17 protein-coding genes are annotated in these 19,477 nt (G+C 58.3%); 16 read left to right on the top strand and 1 reads right to left on the bottom strand.

Annotated features, from left to right (window positions below; all coding sequences use genetic code 11):
- Positions 1–29: 29 nt before the first annotated feature.
- Positions 30–812, bottom strand: a complete 783-nt coding sequence (gene map / locus CFII64_RS04020; RefSeq protein ID WP_020289483.1) for a type I methionyl aminopeptidase — start codon at positions 810–812, stop codon at positions 30–32.
- Positions 813–1,128: 316 nt separating this feature from the next.
- On the opposite strand from map, the gene rpsB reads away from it, so the two are divergent.
- The 16 genes from rpsB to dnaE all read left to right on the top strand — a co-directional run bounded on the left by rpsB (position 1,129) and on the right by dnaE (position 19,426).
- The gene (gene rpsB, locus CFII64_RS04015) at positions 1,129–1,872 is read left to right on the top strand and encodes a 30S ribosomal protein S2 (RefSeq protein ID WP_020289482.1); all 744 of its coding nucleotides are present in this window, start codon (positions 1,129–1,131) and stop codon (positions 1,870–1,872) included.
- Positions 1,873–2,063: 191 nt separating this feature from the next.
- A complete protein-coding gene (gene tsf / locus CFII64_RS04010) occupies positions 2,064–2,927 on the top strand; it encodes a translation elongation factor Ts (protein ID WP_020289481.1) in 864 nt (287 codons plus the stop codon).
- Between the two features lie 213 nt (positions 2,928–3,140).
- Entirely contained in the window at positions 3,141–3,884 is a 744-nt protein-coding gene (pyrH, locus tag CFII64_RS04005; protein ID WP_003172271.1) for a UMP kinase, read from the top strand.
- Positions 3,881–4,438: a ribosome recycling factor gene (gene frr, locus CFII64_RS04000; protein ID WP_020289480.1), complete on the top strand. Its 558-nt coding sequence runs from the start codon at positions 3,881–3,883 to the stop codon at positions 4,436–4,438. Before pyrH ends, frr begins: the two co-directional genes overlap by 4 nt.
- Before the next feature lie 14 nt (positions 4,439–4,452).
- Entirely contained in the window at positions 4,453–5,208 is a 756-nt protein-coding gene (uppS, locus tag CFII64_RS03995; protein WP_020289479.1) for a polyprenyl diphosphate synthase, read from the top strand.
- Entirely contained in the window at positions 5,208–6,023 is an 816-nt protein-coding gene (locus CFII64_RS03990; RefSeq protein ID WP_020289478.1) for a phosphatidate cytidylyltransferase, read from the top strand. The genes uppS and CFII64_RS03990 overlap by 1 nt, the downstream gene beginning before the upstream one ends.
- Positions 6,020–7,210 carry a 1-deoxy-D-xylulose-5-phosphate reductoisomerase gene (ispC, locus tag CFII64_RS03985; protein ID WP_020289477.1) on the top strand — a complete coding sequence of 397 codons (1,191 nt, stop codon included), beginning with the start codon at positions 6,020–6,022 and terminating at the stop codon, positions 7,208–7,210. Before CFII64_RS03990 ends, ispC begins: the two co-directional genes overlap by 4 nt.
- A gap of 76 nt (positions 7,211–7,286) precedes the next feature.
- Positions 7,287–8,639, top strand: a complete 1,353-nt coding sequence (gene rseP / locus CFII64_RS03980) for a sigma E protease regulator RseP (protein WP_020289476.1) — start codon at positions 7,287–7,289, stop codon at positions 8,637–8,639.
- Positions 8,640–8,713: 74 nt separating this feature from the next.
- Positions 8,714–11,092, top strand: coding sequence for an outer membrane protein assembly factor BamA (gene bamA / locus CFII64_RS03975; RefSeq protein WP_020289475.1), 2,379 nt, complete (start codon positions 8,714–8,716; stop codon positions 11,090–11,092).
- Between the two features lie 45 nt (positions 11,093–11,137).
- Positions 11,138–11,641 carry an OmpH family outer membrane protein gene (locus CFII64_RS03970; RefSeq protein WP_020289474.1) on the top strand — a complete coding sequence of 168 codons (504 nt, stop codon included), beginning with the start codon at positions 11,138–11,140 and terminating at the stop codon, positions 11,639–11,641.
- 3 nt (positions 11,642–11,644) lie between these two features.
- Entirely contained in the window at positions 11,645–12,700 is a 1,056-nt protein-coding gene (lpxD, locus tag CFII64_RS03965) for a UDP-3-O-(3-hydroxymyristoyl)glucosamine N-acyltransferase (RefSeq protein ID WP_020289473.1), read from the top strand.
- A 111-nt stretch (positions 12,701–12,811) separates the two neighbouring features.
- Positions 12,812–13,252 carry a 3-hydroxyacyl-ACP dehydratase FabZ gene (gene fabZ, locus CFII64_RS03960; RefSeq protein WP_020289472.1) on the top strand — a complete coding sequence of 147 codons (441 nt, stop codon included), beginning with the start codon at positions 12,812–12,814 and terminating at the stop codon, positions 13,250–13,252.
- Entirely contained in the window at positions 13,249–14,025 is a 777-nt protein-coding gene (gene lpxA, locus CFII64_RS03955; RefSeq protein ID WP_020289471.1) for an acyl-ACP--UDP-N-acetylglucosamine O-acyltransferase, read from the top strand. Before fabZ ends, lpxA begins: the two co-directional genes overlap by 4 nt.
- Before the next feature lie 2 nt (positions 14,026–14,027).
- Positions 14,028–15,167 carry a lipid-A-disaccharide synthase gene (gene lpxB, locus CFII64_RS03950; protein WP_020289470.1) on the top strand — a complete coding sequence of 380 codons (1,140 nt, stop codon included), beginning with the start codon at positions 14,028–14,030 and terminating at the stop codon, positions 15,165–15,167.
- A gap of 11 nt (positions 15,168–15,178) precedes the next feature.
- Complete coding sequence (gene rnhB / locus CFII64_RS03945) at positions 15,179–15,829, top strand: ribonuclease HII (protein ID WP_044901147.1); 651 nt, start codon at positions 15,179–15,181, stop codon at positions 15,827–15,829.
- 75 nt (positions 15,830–15,904) lie between these two features.
- On the top strand, positions 15,905–19,426 hold the full coding sequence (gene dnaE / locus CFII64_RS03940) for a DNA polymerase III subunit alpha (RefSeq protein WP_020289468.1): 3,522 nt from the start codon (positions 15,905–15,907) through the stop codon (positions 19,424–19,426).
- The last annotated feature ends 51 nt before the right edge of the window (positions 19,427–19,477 follow it).

The raw sequence follows: 19,477 nt of genomic DNA, 5'->3' as shown, positions 1-19,477 counted from the left end.
TCTATATCCGGCGGGCGTAAGGACCGGGATCAGGCTGATGTGCGGGCGATAGTGTCATCGCTGCGCAGGGTGAAGATTTCATAGCCATCGGCGGTGACCAGAATCGTGTGTTCCCACTGTGCAGACAATTTGCGGTCCTTGGTGATCGCGGTCCAGCCGTCGCCCAGCAGACGGGTTTCGGCGCGGCCCTGGTTGATCATCGGCTCGATAGTGAACGTCATGCCTTCCTTCAGTTCCATGCCATCGCCAGCCTTGCCGTAGTGCAGAACCTGAGGTTCTTCATGGAAGACCTTGCCGATGCCGTGCCCGCAATATTCGCGCACCACGGAGAAACCGCTCTTCTCGGCGTGCTTCTGAATCACTTCGCCGATATCACCCAAACGGGTGCCGGGACGGACGATTTCAATGCCTTTATACAGGCATTCCTGAGTGATTTTCGACAGGCGCTCTGCCCATTCTGGCACTTTGCCAACATGGAACATCTTGCTGGTGTCGCCGTGGTAACCATCCTTGATGACGGTGATGTCGATGTTCAGCACATCGCCGTTCTTCAGCGGCTTGTCATTGGGGATGCCATGACAGACCACGTGGTTGATCGAGGTGCAGATCGATTTTGGATAGCCCTTGTAATTCAGGGGCGCAGGAATGGCTTGCTGCTCGTTGACGATGAAGTCATGGCAGATGCGATCCAGCTCTTCGGTTGTAACGCCAGGCTTGACGTAAGCACCGATCATTTCCAGGACGTCGGCAGCCAGGCGGCCGGCGATACGCATCTTTTCGATGTCTTCAGGGGTTTTGATGGTGACTGTCATACGAACTCTCTCGGCACGGCAAGCGTGCGGCTAATACGGAAAGCGGCGATTCTATCAGACCGTCGAAGACCGGGTGATCATGGCTTCCTTATATAGGGGCGCGAAGCCACTAATAAAAGTCTGTGAGAACAAGCGCTTGATGCGGGTTTCGTTATCCGGACTTTTATGATATAAAATGCGCCGCTTTCCGGGGTATGCCCCGCAAGCCCAAACCCACACACGTGTCGACACGATGACCTGGGTGCCTTCGGCTCGAAGCCGCTGGTTGGTCATTGGGATACGTGGAGGCCTAACCCGACTTACTCAAGGAACTATCATGTCCCAAGTCAATATGCGCGATATGCTGAAGGCCGGTGTGCACTTCGGTCACCAAACCCGTTACTGGAACCCGAAAATGGGTAAATACATTTTCGGCGCGCGTAACAAGATCCACATTATCAACCTTGAAAAAACCCTGCCAATGTTCAACGAAGCTCTGACTTTCGTTGAGCGCCTGGCTTCGGGCAAAAACAAGATCCTGTTCGTCGGCACCAAGCGTTCGGCTGGCAAGATCGTTGCTGAAGAAGCGGCACGTTGCGGTTCGCCGTACGTCGACCACCGCTGGTTGGGCGGCATGCTCACCAACTTCAAAACCATCCGTCAGTCGATCAAGCGTCTGCGTGAGCTTGAAATCCAGGCTGAAGACGGCACGTTCGCCAAGCTGACCAAGAAAGAGGCGCTGATGCGCACTCGCGATCTGGAAAAGCTGGATCGTAGCCTTGGTGGTATCAAGGATATGGGCGGTCTGCCAGACGCACTGTTCGTTATCGACGTTGATCACGAGCGCATCGCGATCACCGAAGCCAACAAGCTGGGCATCCCTGTTATCGGCGTAGTCGATACCAACAGCAGCCCGGAAGGCGTTGACTACATCATCCCAGGCAACGATGACGCAATCCGCGCTATCCAGCTGTACATGGGTTCGATGGCTGATGCTGTAATCCGTGGTCGTAACAATGTTGCTGGCGGCACCGACGTTTTCGTCGAAGAAGCTCCAGCTGCAGCAGTGGTTGAAGGCTGAGTAACTAACGCCTGGCGTTGACTCAGTACGCAGAAAGGGGGCTTGGCCCCCTTTTTGCTCCCTCGAAAACCATGTGTCGGCGTAGTCATGGCGCTGTTGTCATGAACGGCTGTCACCCTGTGTTTTCAAGAATTTTGTACGCCCGATCCGTCGGGTGGAATGGTTTAAGACCTATCCAAGAGGATTTTGAAATGGCAGAGATTACTGCAGCGTTGGTTAAAGAACTGCGCGAGCGTACCGGCGAAGGCATGATGGATTGCAAAAAGGCCTTGACCAAGGCTGGCGGCGACATCGAAAAAGCCATTGATGACATGCGTGCTTCCGGCGCGATCAAGGCAGCCAAAAAAGCAGGCAACGTTGCTGCTGAAGGCGCTATCGCAATCAAGGAAGACGGCAAGGCTGCCGTCATCATCGAAGTCAACTCGCAGACCGACTTCCTGGCTCTGCAGGACGATTTCAAGGCATTCGTTGCTGCCAGCGTCGAAAAAGCTTTCGCTGACAAACTGACTGACGTCGCTCCGCTGATCGAAGCTCAGGAAGCTGCACGCCTGGTACTGGTCGGCAAGGTTGGCGAAAACGTCAATATCCGTCGCCTGGTCCGCATCGAAGGCGACGTTGTAGGTTCTTACCTGCACGGCAACAAGATCGGCGTAGTTGTGACCCTCAAAGGCGGCACCGTCGAGCTGGCTAAAGATATCGCCATGCACGTAGCGGCAAGCAACCCTGAGTTCCTGCTGCCTTCGGAAGTTTCTGCCGAAGCGATCGAGCGCGAAAAAGGCGTCTTCATGCAACTCAACGAAGACAAGATCAAAGGCAAGCCAGCTGAAATCGTTGAGAAAATGGTTGGCGGCCGTATCACCAAGTTCCTGGCCGAAGCCAGCCTTGTTGAGCAAGCCTTCGTCAAGAACCCGGAAGTCAAGGTCGGTGAACTGGCCAAGAAAGCCGGCGCTGAAATCGTTTCTTTCACCTACTTCAAAGTAGGCGAAGGCATCGAGAAGCCAGTTGATAACTTCGCTGACGAAGTTGCTGCACAACTGGCTGCTGCCAAGCAGTAAGACGGTTTTTTAACTGTCGCCCCAAAGAGGCTGCCCGCTCACGCGCGCAGCCTCTTTGGCAAAGGCAAAAAGGAAAAGGTATTTGTTTTCCTTGGAGAAGTGGCTTACAAGGCTGCATTCTTCAGACGCTGTCGCAGCGTCAAGCTAGAGTTAGCGCAGGCTTAAAGTGCCCGCACAGATTTTTTTCAGAAAACGCCGCAGGAGAGATTCGCAATGGCTCAGCAGGGCAGTGGTTATCAGGCTCGCTATAAACGCATTCTACTCAAGCTTAGCGGCGAGGCCCTCATGGGCTCGGAAGAGTTCGGCATCGATCCCAAGGTTCTGGATCGGATGGCGCTGGAAGTCGGCCAGCTGGTCGGTATCGGCGTCCAGGTCGGACTGGTGATTGGCGGTGGCAACCTGTTTCGCGGTGCGGCACTGAGTGCTGCCGGTATGGATCGTGTTACCGGTGATCACATGGGCATGCTGGCCACTGTGATGAATGCCCTGGCGATGCGCGATGCGCTGGAGCGCGCCAACATCTCGGCGATCGTGATGTCGGCGATTTCCATGGTGGGCGTGACTGACCATTACGACCGTCGCAAGGCCATGCGTCACTTGAACGCCAAGGAAGTCGTCATTTTTGCCGCCGGTACTGGCAATCCGTTTTTCACGACGGATTCGGCTGCCTGCTTGCGTGCGATTGAAATCGACGCCGACGTCGTGCTCAAGGCGACCAAGGTCGATGGTGTCTACACCGCAGACCCGTTCAAAGACCCCCATGCAGAGAAGTTCGATCATCTGACTTACGATGAAGTGCTGGATCGCAAGTTGGGCGTGATGGATCTGACGGCAATTTGCCTGTGCCGCGACCACAAGATGCCGCTGCGCGTCTTTAACATGAACAAGCCCGGCGCCTTGCTGAATATCGTCCATGGCGGCGCTGAAGGAACCCTGATCGAGGAAGGCCAACAATGATCAACGAAATCAAGAAAGACGCTCAAGAGCGCATGACCAAATCGCTGGAATCCCTGGCGCACGCGTTCAGCCGGATTCGTACCGGTCAGGCGCACCCAAGCATTCTGGGTGGCGTGATGGTGCCGTACTACGGCGCAGACACCCCGCTCAATCAGGTTGCCAACGTGACAGTCAAAGACTCCCGTACGCTGCAGGTCGTGGCTTTCGAGCGCAACATGCTCGCTGCCGTCGACAAGGCGATCCAGAGTTCCGGTCTGGGCTTCAACCCGACCAACCTGGGTGAGTTGCTGCTGATTTCCATGCCGGCCCTGACTGAAGAGACCCGCAAGGGCTTCACCAAGCAGGCTCGCGAAGCTGCGGAAGACGCACGCGTTGCCGTGCGCAACATCCGTCGTGATGCGCTGAGCCAGCTCAAGGATCTGGTCAAAGAGAAAGAAATCAGCGAAGACGAAGAGCGTCGTGGTGCTGATGACGTTCAGAAACTGACCGATAAATTCGTCGCTGAAATTGAAGTCGCCGTGAAGCAGAAAGAAGCTGACCTGATGGCTGTATAAGGTTCGGGGCTTTCATGGAAAAGACAAAACTGGCCGGGCCTTTGTCGGTGCCGCGTCATGTAGCGATCATCATGGACGGCAACAACCGCTGGGCCAGGAAACGCCTGCTGCCCGGTGTCGCCGGTCATAAAGCGGGCGTCGACGCTGTTCGGGCGGTGATTGAGGTATGTGCCGAGGCCAAGGTCGAAGTGCTCACCCTTTTTGCGTTCTCCAGCGAAAACTGGCAGCGTCCGGCGGAAGAAGTCGGCGCGCTGATGGAGTTGTTTTTCACGGCCCTGCGCCGTGAAACCCGGCGTCTGAACGACAACGCCATCAGCCTGCGGATCATCGGTGATCGGTCTCGATTCCACCCCGAGTTGCAGGCCGCCATGCGTGAAGCAGAGTTGAGCACGGCGGGCAATGACCGGTTTGTCCTGCAAATCGCTGCGAACTATGGCGGTCAGTGGGATATCGCCCAGGCCGCCCAGCGTCTGGCGCGTGAAGTTCAGGCCGGGCATCTGCAGCCTGAAGACATAACGCCGGAACTGCTGCAAACCTGTCTGGCAACCGGCGATCTGCCGCTGCCGGACTTGTGCATCCGTACCGGTGGCGAGCACCGCATCAGTAATTTTCTGCTTTGGCAGCTGGCGTACGCCGAGCTGTACTTCTCCGACCTGTTCTGGCCGGACTTCAAACACGATGCCATGCGCGCTGCGCTGGCCGATTTCGCTTCTCGCCAACGTCGCTTCGGTAAAACGAGCGAGCAGGTAGAAGCTGGAGCCCGGGCTTAATGCTGAAACAACGGATCATCACGGCACTGATTCTGCTGCCAATCGCACTGTGTGGCTTTTTCCTCCTTGAAGGCGCTGGTTTCGCGTTGTTCATCGGTCTGGTCGTGGTGCTGGGCGCCTGGGAATGGGCGCGTCTGGCGGGTTTTCCTGCCCAGTCCGCACGAATTGCCTATGCCGTGGCCGTAGCCGCCTTGTTGTTCGTGCTCTACCTGGTGCCCGGCCTTGCGCCATGGGTGCTGGTAGCGGCCGTGATCTGGTGGGCGGTGGCGACTTACCTGGTGCTGACCTATCCCGCGTCCAGCGCGCATTGGGCGAGTGCCGCCTGCAAGCTGACGATCGGCCTGTTGATCCTGCTGCCTGCGTGGCAGGGGCTGGTGCTGATCAAGCAGTGGCCACTGGGCAACTGGCTGATCCTGGCAGTGATGGTTCTGGTCTGGGGCGCTGACATTGGCGCGTACTTTTCCGGCAAGGCGTTCGGCAAGCGCAAACTCGCGCCGAAGGTCAGTCCCGGCAAAAGCTGGGAAGGCGTGTATGGCGGCTTGCTTACTTGCCTGGTGATAACCGCCATTGTTGGCGTGTTTCGCGGTTGGTCGGCGTCGCAGTTCGTACTGGGGCTGCTTGGCGCAGCCATCGTCGTGTTCATTTCCGTGGTGGGCGACTTGACCGAAAGCATGTTCAAGCGCCAGTCCGGCATCAAGGACAGCAGCAACCTGTTGCCCGGGCATGGCGGCGTGCTTGATCGCATCGACAGCCTGACCGCTGCCATTCCGGTTTTCGCGGCGTTGCTGTGGGCTGCTGAGTGGGGCGTTCTGTGAGTGGTCCACAACTGATTACCGTGCTTGGGGCGACCGGATCGGTCGGCCTGAGCACCCTTGACGTCATCGCGCGGCATCCTGATCGCTATCAGGTGTTCGCGCTGACCGGCTTCAGTCGCACCAGCGAGTTGCTGGCGTTGTGCTTGCGGCACACGCCGCGCTTTGCCGTGTTGCCGACGCAGGATATCGCTCGCAAGTTGCAGGACGATCTGGCGGCTGCGGGCCTGGACACGCGGGTGTTGGTCGGTGAGCGAGGTCTCTGCGAAGTGGCGGCGCATCCGCAGGTCGATACCGTGCTGGCGGCGATTGTCGGCGCGGCAGGGCTGCGGCCGACGCTGGCGGCAGTCGAGGCGGGCAAGAAAGTCCTGCTGGCCAACAAGGAAGCGCTGGTGATGTCCGGGGCGCTGTTCATGCAGGCCGTGCGCCACAGCGGCGCGGTGCTGCTGCCTATCGACAGCGAACACAATGCGATCTTCCAGTGTCTGCCGGTGGATTATGCTCGCGGCCTGGGGCCGGTGGGTGTGCGACGCATTCTGCTGACGGCTTCGGGCGGCCCGTTTCGCGAGACGCCACTGGCCGAGTTGCACGATGTTTCCCCGGAGCAGGCGTGCGCTCATCCGAATTGGTCGATGGGACGCAAAATTTCCGTAGACTCGGCAAGCATGATGAACAAGGGTCTGGAATTGATCGAGGCGTGCTGGCTGTTTGATGCGCGTCCTGAACAGATCGAAGTGGTCATTCATCCCCAGAGCGTGATTCATTCGATGGTGGATTACGTCGATGGCTCGGTGATCGCCCAGCTGGGTAATCCCGACATGCGCACGCCGATTGCCCACGCCCTGGCGTGGCCGGGAAGAATCGACTCAGGTGTCGCGCCGTTGGACTTGTTCAGTATCGCGCGTCTGGATTTCCAGGCGCCGGACGAAAATCGCTTCCCCTGCCTGCGTCTGGCACGACAGGCGGCGGAGGCGGGCGACAGCGCTCCGGCAATGCTTAACGCTGCCAACGAGGTTGCGGTGGCCGCATTTCTTGATCGGCGCATCCGCTATCCCGAGATCGCGAGTATGATCGATGAGGTTTTGAATCTTGAGCCGGTTATTGCGCTCGAAGATCTGGCCGCAGTATTTGAGGTTGACTCCAAAGCGCGCGTTCTGGCTGAGCAATGGCTCAGCCGCAACGGGCGATAACAGCACACGCAAGAAAGCACGGGCTCAGGCGACGGCAACCGAAAATGCCCGCTGAGTCTGTGACTGGAGAAGGTTGATGAGCGCGCTCTATATGATTGTTGGCACCCTGGTTGCGCTGGGCGTGCTGGTGACCTTTCACGAATTTGGCCACTTTTGGGTGGCCCGGCGTTGTGGCGTCAAGGTTTTGCGTTTTTCCGTCGGTTTCGGCATGCCGCTGGTCAAGTGGCATGATCGCAAGGGCACCGAATATGTAATTGCGGCGATTCCGCTGGGTGGTTACGTGAAGATGCTCGACGAGCGCGAAGGCGATGTTCCGCCTGAGCTTGCCGATCAATCCTTCAACCGCAAAACGGTTTATCAGCGTATCGCCATCGTCATCGCCGGTCCGGTGGCCAACTTTATGTTGGCCATTGTGTTTTTCTGGGCGCTGGCAATGTTGGGCAGCCAGCAAGTCCGGCCGGTTATCGGCGCAGTTGAGCCAGCCAGCATCGCGCAAAAAGCCGGGCTGACTGCCGGTCAGGAAATTGTTGAGGTGGACGGTGAGCCTGTTACCGGCTGGTCAGCGGTCAATCTGCAGTTGGTGCGACGTCTGGGTGAGAGCGGCACCATCGCCCTGAAAGTCCGTGAGCAAGGCTCGACAGTCGACTCGCCGCGCCAATTGGCGCTGGACAACTGGCTCAAAGGCGCCGACGAGCCTGATCCAATCAAATCCCTGGGGATTCGCCCATGGCGTCCGGCGCTGCCGCCGGTACTGGCCGAACTGGATCCCAAAGGCCCGGCGCAGGCCGCAGGCCTCAAGACCGGTGATCGGCTGCTGGCACTGGATGGTCAGCCGCTGACCGAGTGGCAACAGGTCGTTGATCGGGTCCGAGAACGCCCCGAAGCGAAGATTTCCCTGCGTGTCGAGCGTGACGGCGCGCAAATGGATGTGCCGCTGACCCTGGCGACACGTGGTGAAGGCAACGCCGCCGCCGGTTATCTGGGGGCTGGAGTGAAGGGTATCGACTGGCCGCCGGAGATGTTGCGCGAAGTCAGTTACGGTCCATTGGCCGCCGTGGGCGAGGGCGCGAAGCGTACCTGGACCATGAGTGTGCTGACCCTCGATTCGCTCAGGAAAATGTTGTTCGGCGAGCTATCTGTAAAAAACTTGAGTGGACCGATAACCATTGCTAAAGTGGCGGGCGCTTCGGCCCAGTCGGGCATCGGTGATTTCCTGAATTTCCTTGCTTATCTGAGCATAAGCCTGGGTGTTCTCAATTTACTGCCTATTCCCGTATTGGACGGGGGGCATTTGTTGTTTTATCTGATCGAGTGGGCGCGTGGTCGCCCCCTTTCGGAAAAGGTTCAGGGTTGGGGGGTTCAGATCGGTATCAGTCTGGTAGTGGGTGTCATGTTGCTCGCGCTGGTCAACGATCTGGGTCGACTGTAAAGCTTCATTGAGTTGCGAATCTGCCGCATTTTGCGGCAGTTTGTTTATTGCCAGTTGGAATAAGAAAGGACTTCATGAAACGTCTGCTGCTAACTGCGGTTCTTGCCGCACTGATGATCGCCGAAGTTCACGCTGAGTCCTTCACCATCTCCGATATCCGTGTCAATGGCCTGCAGCGGGTTTCCGCTGGCAGTGTATTTGGTGCGCTGCCGCTGAACGTTGGCGAGCAAGCGGATGATGGTCGTCTGGTCGATGCCACTCGCGCGCTGTTCAAGACTGGGTTCTTTCAGGACATCCAGGTGGGCCGTGACGGGAATGTGCTGGTTATCAGTGTTGTCGAGCGCCCGTCTGTGGCGAGCATCGAGATCGAAGGCAACAAGGCCATCTCCACCGAAGACCTGATGAAAGGTCTCAAGCAGTCCGGTCTGGCTGAAGGTGAGATCTTCCAGCGCGCCACCCTTGAGGGTGTGCGTAACGAGCTGCAACGTCAGTACGTTGCCCAAGGCCGTTACTCCGCTGAAGTGGCTACCGAAGTCGTTCCTCAGCCACGCAACCGCGTTGGCTTGAAGATCAACATCAATGAAGGCACCGTCGCTGCTATCCAGCACATCAACGTGGTGGGTAACACGGTGTTCCCTGATGAAGACCTGATTGGTCTTTTCGAGCTCAAGACCACCAACTGGCTTTCCTTCTTCAAGAACGACGACAAGTACGCCCGCGAGAAACTCTCCGGCGACCTCGAACGTCTGCGTTCCTACTACCTCGATCGCGGCTATATCAATATGGATATCGCTTCGACCCAGGTATCGATCACGCCTGACAAGAAGAACGTGTACATCACGGTCAACGTCAACGAAGGCCAGAAATACAGCGTCAAATCCGTCAAGCTGAGCGGCGACCTCAAGGTGCCGGAAGACCAGGTCAAATCCCTGCTGCTGGTCAAGCCGGGCCAGGTTTTCTCCCGCAAGGTCATGACCACCACTTCCGAACTGATCACCCGTCGTCTGGGTAACGAGGGTTACACCTTCGCCAACGTCAACGGCGTACCAACGCCCCACGACGAAGATCACACGGTTGATATCACCTTCGTGGTGGATCCGGGCAAGCGTGCCTACGTGAATCGCATCAACTTCCGTGGCAACACCAAGTCTGCGGACGAAGTGCTGCGTCGCGAAATGCGTCAGATGGAAGGCGGCTGGGCTTCGACCTACCTGATCGACCAGTCGAAAACCCGTCTTGACCGTCTGGGCTTCTTTAAAGAAGTGAACGTCGAAACCCCGCCTGTGCCGGGTACCGACGATCAGGTAGACGTCAACTACGCCGTTGAAGAGCAAGCCTCCGGTTCGATCACCGCCAGCGTCGGTTTCGCCCAGAGCGCCGGTCTGATCCTCGGTGGTTCGATCAGCCAGAACAACTTCCTCGGTACCGGTAACAAGGTCAGCATCGGCTTGACCCGCAGCGAATACCAGAGCCGTTACAACTTCAGCTATGTCGATCCGTACTGGACGGCTGATGGCGTGAGCCTGGGTTACAACGCGTTCTACCGCACGACCGACTACGATGACCTCGATGTCGACGTGGCAAGCTATGCGGTAGACAGCCTGGGTGCTGGCATCAGCATGGGCTACCCGATCAACGAAACATCGCGTCTGACCTTCGGCCTGACCGTTCAGCAGGATGAAATCAAGACCGGTACCTATACCGTTGACGAGATTTTCGACTTCGTTGACCAGGAAGGCGACAAGTACCTGAACTTCAAGGCGTCTGCCGGCTGGTCCGAGTCCACCTTGAACAAAGGCGTACTGGCGACTCGCGGTCATTCGCAAAGCCTGGTGCTGGAATCGACTCTGCCGGGCAGCGACCTGTCGTTCTTCAAGCTTGACTACCGCGCACAGTATTTCCACCCGATCACCGACAACTACACCCTGCGTCTGCACACCGAGCTGGGTTATGGCGACGGTTATGGTTCGACCTCCGGTCTGCCGTTCTACGAGAACTACTACGCCGGTGGCTTCAACTCGGTACGTGGCTTCAAGGACAGCACCCTCGGTCCGCGCAGTACACCGAGCCGAGGCGAGGGCAACCCAGGCGGCAAGCCAGGTACCCTGGCTGACCCGGATCAGGATCCGCTGCCGTTCGGTGGTAACGTATTGGTTCAGGGTGGTGTAGAGGTCATGTTCCCTCTGCCATTCATCAAGGATCAGCGTTCCCTGCGCACTTCGCTGTTCTGGGACGTGGGTAATGTCTTCGACAGCAATTGCGAGTCCAAGACCCGCACCGGCGTCGAGTGCAACAACGTCGACCTTTCCGGTCTGGCAAGCTCCGTCGGCGTAGGCGTCACCTGGATCACTGCGCTTGGCCCGTTGAGCTTCGCTTTGGCGATGCCGATCAAGAAGCCGGACGACAACACCGAAACTCAAGTATTCCAGTTCTCCCTTGGTCAGACCTTCTAAGGGTCTGGTCTTAGCTAATGACAACGAATTCCGTAGGAGTAGATCGTGCGTAAGTTGACTCAATTGGTACTGCTGGCAACCGTTCTTGTTGCAAGCCCGGCGTTTGCCGACATGAAAATCGCTGTTCTGAACTATCAGATGGCTTTGCTGGAATCTGATGCGGCCAAGAAGTACGCCGTTGATGCAGAGAAGAAGTTCGGTCCGCAACTGACCAAGCTCAAGTCTCTGGAAAGCAGCGCCAAAGGCATCCAGGATCGTCTGGTCAGCGGTGGCGACAAAATGGCCCAGCCTGAACGCGAGCGTCTTGAGCTTGAATTCAAGCAAAAAGCCCGTGACTTCCAGTTCCAGTCCAAAGAGCTGAACGAAGCCAAAGCCGTTGCTGACCGCGAAATGCTCAAGCAACTAAAGCCCAAGCTGGATCAGGCTGTAGAAGAAGTGATCAAGAAAGGCGCATTTGACCTGGTCTTCGAACGCGGTGCTGTGATTGACGTCAAGCCTCAGTACGACGTGACCCGCCAGGTCATCGAGCGCATGAATCAGCTGAAGTAAGTCATGACTGTATCCATCAAGCTCGGCCAATTGGCCGAGTTCCTGGGCGCTACCCTGCGTGGCGCCGAGGATAAAGAGATAACCGGGCTGGCCACTTTACAAGAGGCCGGCCCTGGTCATGTCAGCTTCCTGGCAAATCCCCAATACCGTAAATTTCTCGCCGATACCCATGCGTCCGCCGTGTTGCTCAAACCCGCGGATGCCGAGTTGTTCGTCGGGGATGCGTTGCTGGTTCCGGACCCTTATCTGGCCTATGCACGAATTTCTCACCTGTTCGATCCCAAGCCCAAGGCTGCAGCCGGTGTGCATCCAACGGCCATCGTTGCGGCGGATGCGTTTGTCGATGCCGCTGCCAGTGTCGGTGCGTTCGCCGTCATTGAAAGCGGCGCGCGGATTGCGGCTGGTGTGACCATTGGCGCCCACTGCTTCATCGGTGCCCGTTGTGAAATCGGTGCTGGCGGCTGGCTCGCCCCTCGGGTCACGCTTTATCACGATGTGCGCATTGGTGAGCGCGTGGTGATTCAGTCGGGCGCGGTGCTGGGTGGTGAAGGTTTCGGCTTTGCCAATGACAAAGGTATCTGGCAGAAGATCGCGCAGATTGGCGGTGTCCTGGTGGGCGACGACGTGGAAATTGGCGTGAATACCGCCATCGACCGCGGCGCTCTGGCCGACACGCGCATCGGTAATGGCGTGAAGCTGGACAACCAGATCCAGATTGCCCACAACGTGCAGATTGGCGATCACACCGCGATGGCCGCCTGCGTGGGGATATCCGGTAGCACAAAGATTGGCAAACATTGCACCCTTGCCGGCGGTGTCGGGCTGGTGGGGCATATTGAAATCTGCGACGGCGTTTTCATCACCGGCATGACCATGGTGACGCACTCGATTACCGAACCAGGGGCTTATTCCTCGGGTACGGCGATGCAGCCGGCCGCCGAGTGGCGTAAAAGTGCAGCACGCATTCGCAAGATCGATGACATGGCGCGCAGGCTGCAAAAGCTGGAAAAGATGGTCGAGGCCGTGACCTCAGGCGTTAATGCTTCATCTGATGGCTGATACCTTTTTCATATCAAGCGTGCACAGCCGATAAATTGCCTCCTTGATTTGCAGAGGAGTGCTGCGCACCCGTCGCGCACTCCCAATCTTTACTACAGGCTTCCCCTCGAAATGATGGACATCAACGAAATTCGCGAATACCTGCCTCACCGCTATCCGTTCCTGCTGGTGGACCGTGTAGTTGAGCTGGATGTTGAGAGCAAGAGCATTCGTGCCTACAAGAATGTCAGCATCAATGAACCGTTCTTCAATGGTCACTTTCCCGCGCATCCAATCATGCCCGGCGTGTTGATCATCGAAGCAATGGCCCAGGCAGCCGGTATCCTTGGTTTTAAAATGCTTGACGTAAAGCCTGCTGATGGCACGCTCTATTACTTCGTGGGCTCCGACAAGCTGCGTTTCCGCCAGCCAGTGCTGCCGGGCGATCAGTTGATTCTTGAAGCGAAGTTCATCAGCTGCAAGCGTCAGATCTGGAAGTTCGAATGCCAGGCCTCGGTCGACGGCAAGCCGGTATGCTCCGCAGAAATCATCTGTGCGGAACGTAAACTATGAGTTTGATTGACTCTCGCGCAATCATCGATCCGACAGCCATTCTGGCTGACGATGTAGAGGTCGGCCCGTGGTCGATCATCGGAGCCGGTGTGGAAATTGGCGAGGGTACAGTGATCGGGCCGCACGTGATCCTGCGTGGCCCGACACGGATCGGTAAACACAATCGCATCTACCAGTTTTCCTCGGTAGGCGAAGACACGCCCGATCTAAAATACAAAGGCGAAGAGACGCGCCTGGTGATCGGCGATCACAACGTGATTCGTGAAGGTGTGACGATCCATCGTGGCACCATTCAGGATCGCGCCGAGACCACGCTGGGCGATCACAACCTGATCATGGCTTACGCGCATATTGGCCATGACAGCGTCATCGGCAATAACTGCATTCTGGTCAACAACACTGCGTTGGCAGGCCATGTGCACGTTGACGACTGGGCGATCCTGTCCGGGTTCACGCTGGTGCATCAGTTTTGCCACATCGGCGCCCACAGCTTTTCAGGCATGGGCACCGCGATTGGCAAGGACGTCCCGGCATTCGTCACGGTCTTCGGCAACCCCGCCGAGGCCCGCAGCATGAACTTCGAAGGCATGCGTCGTCGCGGCTTTGCCGAAGACGCCATCCACGCCTTGCGCCGGGCTTACAAAGTGGTTTATCGCCAGGGCCTGACGGTGGATCAGGCGATTGCCGAACTCGCCGAGCCGGCCACAGCATTTCCTGAAGTGGCAGTGTTCCTTGAGTCCATTCAATCGTCGACTCGCGGCATCACTCGCTAACCATGACGGGCGTACTGCGTATCGCACTGGTGGCTGGCGAGGCTTCCGGCGACATTCTCGGTTCCGGGCTGATGCGTGCCATCAAGGCTCGTCATCCTGATGCGCAATTCATTGGCGTCGGCGGTCCGCTGATGGAAGCCGAAGGCATGGTTTCCTATTTCCCCATGGAGCGTCTGTCGGTCATGGGGCTGGTCGAGGTGCTGGGGCGTTTGCGCGAACTGCTCGCCAAACGCAAAGTGCTGATCCAGACCTTGATCAATGAAAAGCCGGACGTGTTCATCGGTATCGATGCGCCGGATTTCACCCTCAACATCGAACTGCAATTACGCCGTGCCGGGATCAAGACCGTGCATTACGTCAGCCCGTCGGTCTGGGCCTGGCGGCAAAAGCGTGTGCTGAAGATTCGCGAGGGCTGCGATCTGATGCTGACGTTGCTGCCTTTCGAAGCGCGTTTCTATGAAGAAAAGGGCGTGCCGGTCAAGTTCGTCGGACATCCTTTGGCCGACACTATCCCGCTTGAGGCTGATCGTGCAGCGGCACGCGCCGAACTGGGTTTGGGCGACGGCCCCGTTGTAGCCTTGATGCCAGGGAGCCGTGGCGGCGAAGTCGGTCGTCTGGGCAGTCTGTTTCTTGATGCTGCGCAGTTGCTGCTGGCCCAGCGTCCGGGGCTGCGCTTCGTGCTGCCGTGTGCCAGCCCGCAGCGTCGGGCGCAAATCGAACAACTGCTGCAAGGTCGTGAGCTGCCGCTGACGCTACTCGACGGCGGCTCGCATCTGGCGCTGGCCGCCTGCGACGCGGTCCTGATCGCCTCCGGCACCGCCACCCTCGAAGCCTTGCTGTACAAACGACCAATGGTCGTTGCCTATCGAATGGCACCGATTACCTTTTGGATACTCAAGCGTTTGGTGAAAAGCCCCTACGTCTCCCTGCCGAACCTGCTGGCCCAGCGCCTGTTGGTGCCGGAACTGCTGCAGGACGCCGCGACCGCCGAGACCTTGGCGCAGACGCTGCTGCCGCTGCTTGAAGGCGGCCAGGAACAGACTTCGGGCTTTGATGAAATCCACCGGACCTTGCGTCGCGATGCTTCCAATCAGGCCGCCGAAGCGGTATTGAGCCTGATCGGTCGCTCGCCTTCACTGTGAGTGCACGAACAATGCAAATGGGTCTGGATTTCAATCTGGTCGAAGAACTGGTTGCCGGCGTCGACGAGGTGGGCCGCGGCCCGCTGTGCGGCGCTGTCGTCACCGCCGCAGTAATCCTCGATCCGCGTCGGCCGATTCTGGGTCTGAATGACTCGAAGAAGCTCACCGAAGCCAGGCGCGAAAAACTCTACGACGAAATTTGCGAGAAAGCCTTGTGCTGGTACATCGCCAGGGCTGAGGTCGAGGAAATCGACGAGCTGAACATTCTGCACGCCACGATGCTGGCCATGAAGCGCGCCGTTGAAGGTCTGATCATCACGCCGAAACTGGCACTGATCGACGGCAACCGCTGCCCGCAACTGTCGGTGCCCAGCGCGCCGGTGATCCAGGGTGATGCACAGGTTCCGGCGATTGCTGCGGCGTCGATTCTGGCCAAGGTCAGTCGTGATCGGGAAATGGCCGCGTTTGAACTGATTTATCCGGGTTACGGCATGGGCGCGCACAAGGGCTATCCGACGCCCGTCCATCTGGAAGCCTTGGCGCGCCTGGGCCCGACGCCGATTCATCGGCGTTCCTTCGCGCCGGTACGGGCCGCGTATGAAGCCCGGGAGATGATGATGTTGAGCAACATGCCGTCATTATCGGCATTCCCGCTGGACTGACAGTGGGCTGATGTTTTGCCAAAGGCCCGGTACAATCCGGGCCTTCGTTTTTTGTTCTAGCGCTATAGGATCACCATGCCGGCTTCTTTCGTTCATCTACGCCTGCACACCGAATATTCGCTGGTCGACGGCCTGGTCCGGGTCAAGCCACTGGTCAAGACCCTGGCTGCCATGAACATGCCCGCCGTGGCGGTGACCGATCAGAACAACATGTGTTCGTTGGTCAAGTTCTATAAAGCCTCCATGGGCGCCGGTATCAAGCCGATCTGCGGTGCGGACCTGTGGCTGTCGAACAAGGACGAAGACGCCGCGCTGAGCCGCATCAGCCTGCTGGTCATGAACGCCAAGGGTTATCGCAACCTGACCGAACTCATTTCCCGGGGTTTCATCGAAGGCCAGCGTAACGGCCAGGTGATTATCGAGCGTGAATGGGTGGCCCAGGCCAGCGAAGGCTTGATTGCGCTGTCGGCCGCCAAAGAGGGCGAGATCGGCATGGCCTTGCTCGGCAACAATCCCGACGAAGCCGACAAATTGCTCAGCGAATGGATGGCGGTGTTTCCTGACCGTTTCTATGTCGAGGTGCAGCGCACCAACCGTCCCAACGACGAAGAACATTTGCACGCGGCGGTGGCCCTGGCCGATCGGCATGGCGCGCCGCTGGTGGCGACCAACGACGTGCGCTTCATCAAGCAGGAAGATTTCGAGGCCCACGAAACCCGTGTGTGCATCGGCGAAGGTCGCGCCCTGGACGACCCGCGCCGCTCGCACAATTACAGCGATCAGCAGTACCTGAAAAGCGCCGAGGAAATGGCCGAGCTGTTCAGTGACTTGCCCGAGGCGCTGGAAAACACGGTTGAAATCGCCAGGCGCTGCAACATTGACGTGAAGCTGGGGACTCACTTCCTGCCCAACTTCCCGATTCCCGATGGCATGACCATCGATGAATATTTCCGCAAGGTGTCGTTCGATGGGCTGGAAGAGCGCCTTTCGGTCTTGCTGCCCAAGGACACCACCGAAGACTATGACGCCAAGCGTCAGGTGTACGTTGACCGGCTGATTTTCGAGCTGGATATCATCATCCAGATGGGTTTCCCCGGTTACTTCCTGATCGTGATGGACTTCATCCAGTGGGCCAAGAGCAACGGTGTTCCGGTCGGCCCCGGCCGTGGGTCGGGTGCCGGTTCGCTGGTGGCGTACGTGCAGAAGATCACCGACCTCGATCCGCTGGAATATGACCTGCTGTTCGAACGCTTCCTTAACCCGGAACGGGTCTCCATGCCCGACTTCGACGTCGACTTCTGCATGGACGGCCGCGACCGCGTGATCGAGTACGTGGCCGAGAAATACGGCCGCAACGCGGTCAGCCAGATCATCACCTTCGGTTCCATGGCCGCCAAGGCTGTGGTCCGCGACGTGGCGCGGGTGCAGGGCAAGTCTTACGGCCTGGCGGATCGCCTGTCGAAGATGATCCCGTTCGAAGTCGGCATGACCCTGGAAAAAGCCTACGAGCAGGAAGAAATCCTGCGCGACTTCCTCAAGGTCGATGAAGAAGCGGCTGAAATCTGGGAAATGGCGCGCAAGCTCGAAGGCATCGTGCGTAACGTCGGCAAGCACGCCGGGGGCGTGGTGATCGCGCCGACCAAGCTGACCGACTTCTCGCCGATCTATTGCGATGAAGTGGGCGACGGTCTGGTTACCCAGTTCGACAAGGACGACGTCGAGGCCGCCGGGCTGGTGAAGTTCGACTTCCTCGGTCTGCGGACCCTGACCATCATCGACTGGGCGCTGAAGACGATCAACCGCGACCGCGCCAAGGTCGATCAGCCGCCGCTGGATATCGCGTTCATCCCGCTGGATGACGCGCCGACTTACCAGTTGCTGCAAAAAGCCGAAACCACGGCAGTGTTCCAGCTTGAATCCCGAGGCATGAAGGAGCTGATCAAAAAGCTCAAGCCCGACTGCCTGGAAGACTTGATCGCACTGGTGGCCCTGTTCCGTCCGGGCCCGCTGCAATCGGGCATGGTTGACGACTTCATCAACCGCAAGCACGGCCGTGCCGAGCTGTCGTACCCGCACGTCGATTACCAGTACGAAGGCCTCAAGCCAGTACTTGCCCCGACCTACGGCATCATCCTGTATCAGGAACAGGTGATGCAGATTGCTCAGGTCATGGCCGGTTACACCCTCGGCGGTGCGGACATGCTGCGCCGGGCCATGGGCAAGAAAAAGCCCGAAGAAATGGCCAAGCAGCGCGGCGGTTTCATTGAGGGCTGCACCAACAACAATATCGACCCTGACCTGGCCGGTAACATTTTCGACCTGGTGGAAAAATTCGCCGGTTATGGCTTCAACAAGTCGCACTCGGCCGCGTATGGCCTGGTGTCGTACCAGACCGCCTGGCTGAAGACTCACTACCCGGCGCCGTTCATGGCGGCGGTGCTTTCTGCGGATATGCACAACACCGACAAGGTCGTGACCTTGATCGAGGAAGTGCGAACCATGAAGCTGCGCCTCGACGCGCCGGACGTGAACACCTCGGAGTTCAAGTTCACGGTCAGCGACGACGGCCGGATTCTGTATGGCCTTGGCGCGATCAAAGGCGTTGGCGAAAGCCCGGTTGAAGCGATCACCGAAGCGCGCCAGGAAGGTCCGTTCACCGACCTGTTCGATTTTTGCGCCCGTGTCGATCTCAAACGCGTCAACAAACGCACGCTGGACGGCTTGATCCGCAGCGGCGCGCTGGATCGCCTGGGGCCGTATTTCGAAAGCGAACCCAAGGCCTATCAAGCCAATATCGACCGCAACCGCGCGGTGTTGCTCGCCGCGCTGGCCGAAGCGATTCAGGCCGCTGAGCAAACCGCACGCAGCCATGACAGCGGTCACGCGGACCTGTTCGGCGGATTGTTCGTCGAAGAAGACACCGACGTCTATGCTAACCACCGCAAGACCAAGGAAGGCACGCTCAAGGATCGCCTGCGCGGGGAAAAAGAAACCCTGGGGCTGTACCTGACCGGTCACCCCATCGATGAATACGAAGGCGAAATTCGCCGTTTTGCCCGGCAACGGATTATCGATCTCAAGCCGGCGCGGGACACGCAAACCGTCGCGGGCCTGATCATCGCGTTGCGGGTCATGAAGAACAAAAAGGGCGACAAGATGGGTTTCATTACCCTGGACGACCGTTCCGGGCGTATCGAAGCCTCGTTGTTTGCCGAAGCGTTTCACTCGGCGCAATCGCTGTTGCAGACCGACGCGATGGTGGTGGTCGAAGGCGAGGTCAGCAATGATGACTTCTCCGGCGGCCTGCGTCTGCGCGCCAAGCGCGTGATGAGTATCGAGGATGCGCGCACCAACCTTGCCGAAAGCCTGCGCCTGACCGTGCATGCCGAGGCGCTCAAGGGCGACCGGCTGCGCTGGCTTGGCGATTTGTGCAAAAAGCACCGTGGCGCATGTCCGATCACCCTGGATTACACCGGCCTGGATGCCAAGGCGTTGTTGCAGTTTGGCGAAGCATGGCGAATCGATCCCGCAGACAGCTTGATTCAAGCGCTGCGTGACCAGTTCGGACGTGAGAACGTCTTCCTGCAGTATCGCTGAACTCAGCCCTGAATTTTTAATCTCGACCTGAATGCGCCAGTTCCCGTAAGG

Source organism: Pseudomonas sp. CFII64 (assembly GCF_000416235.1).
Classification (GTDB): domain Bacteria; phylum Pseudomonadota; class Gammaproteobacteria; order Pseudomonadales; family Pseudomonadaceae; genus Aquipseudomonas.
This window is presented reverse-complemented; position numbering and strand designations above follow the sequence as displayed.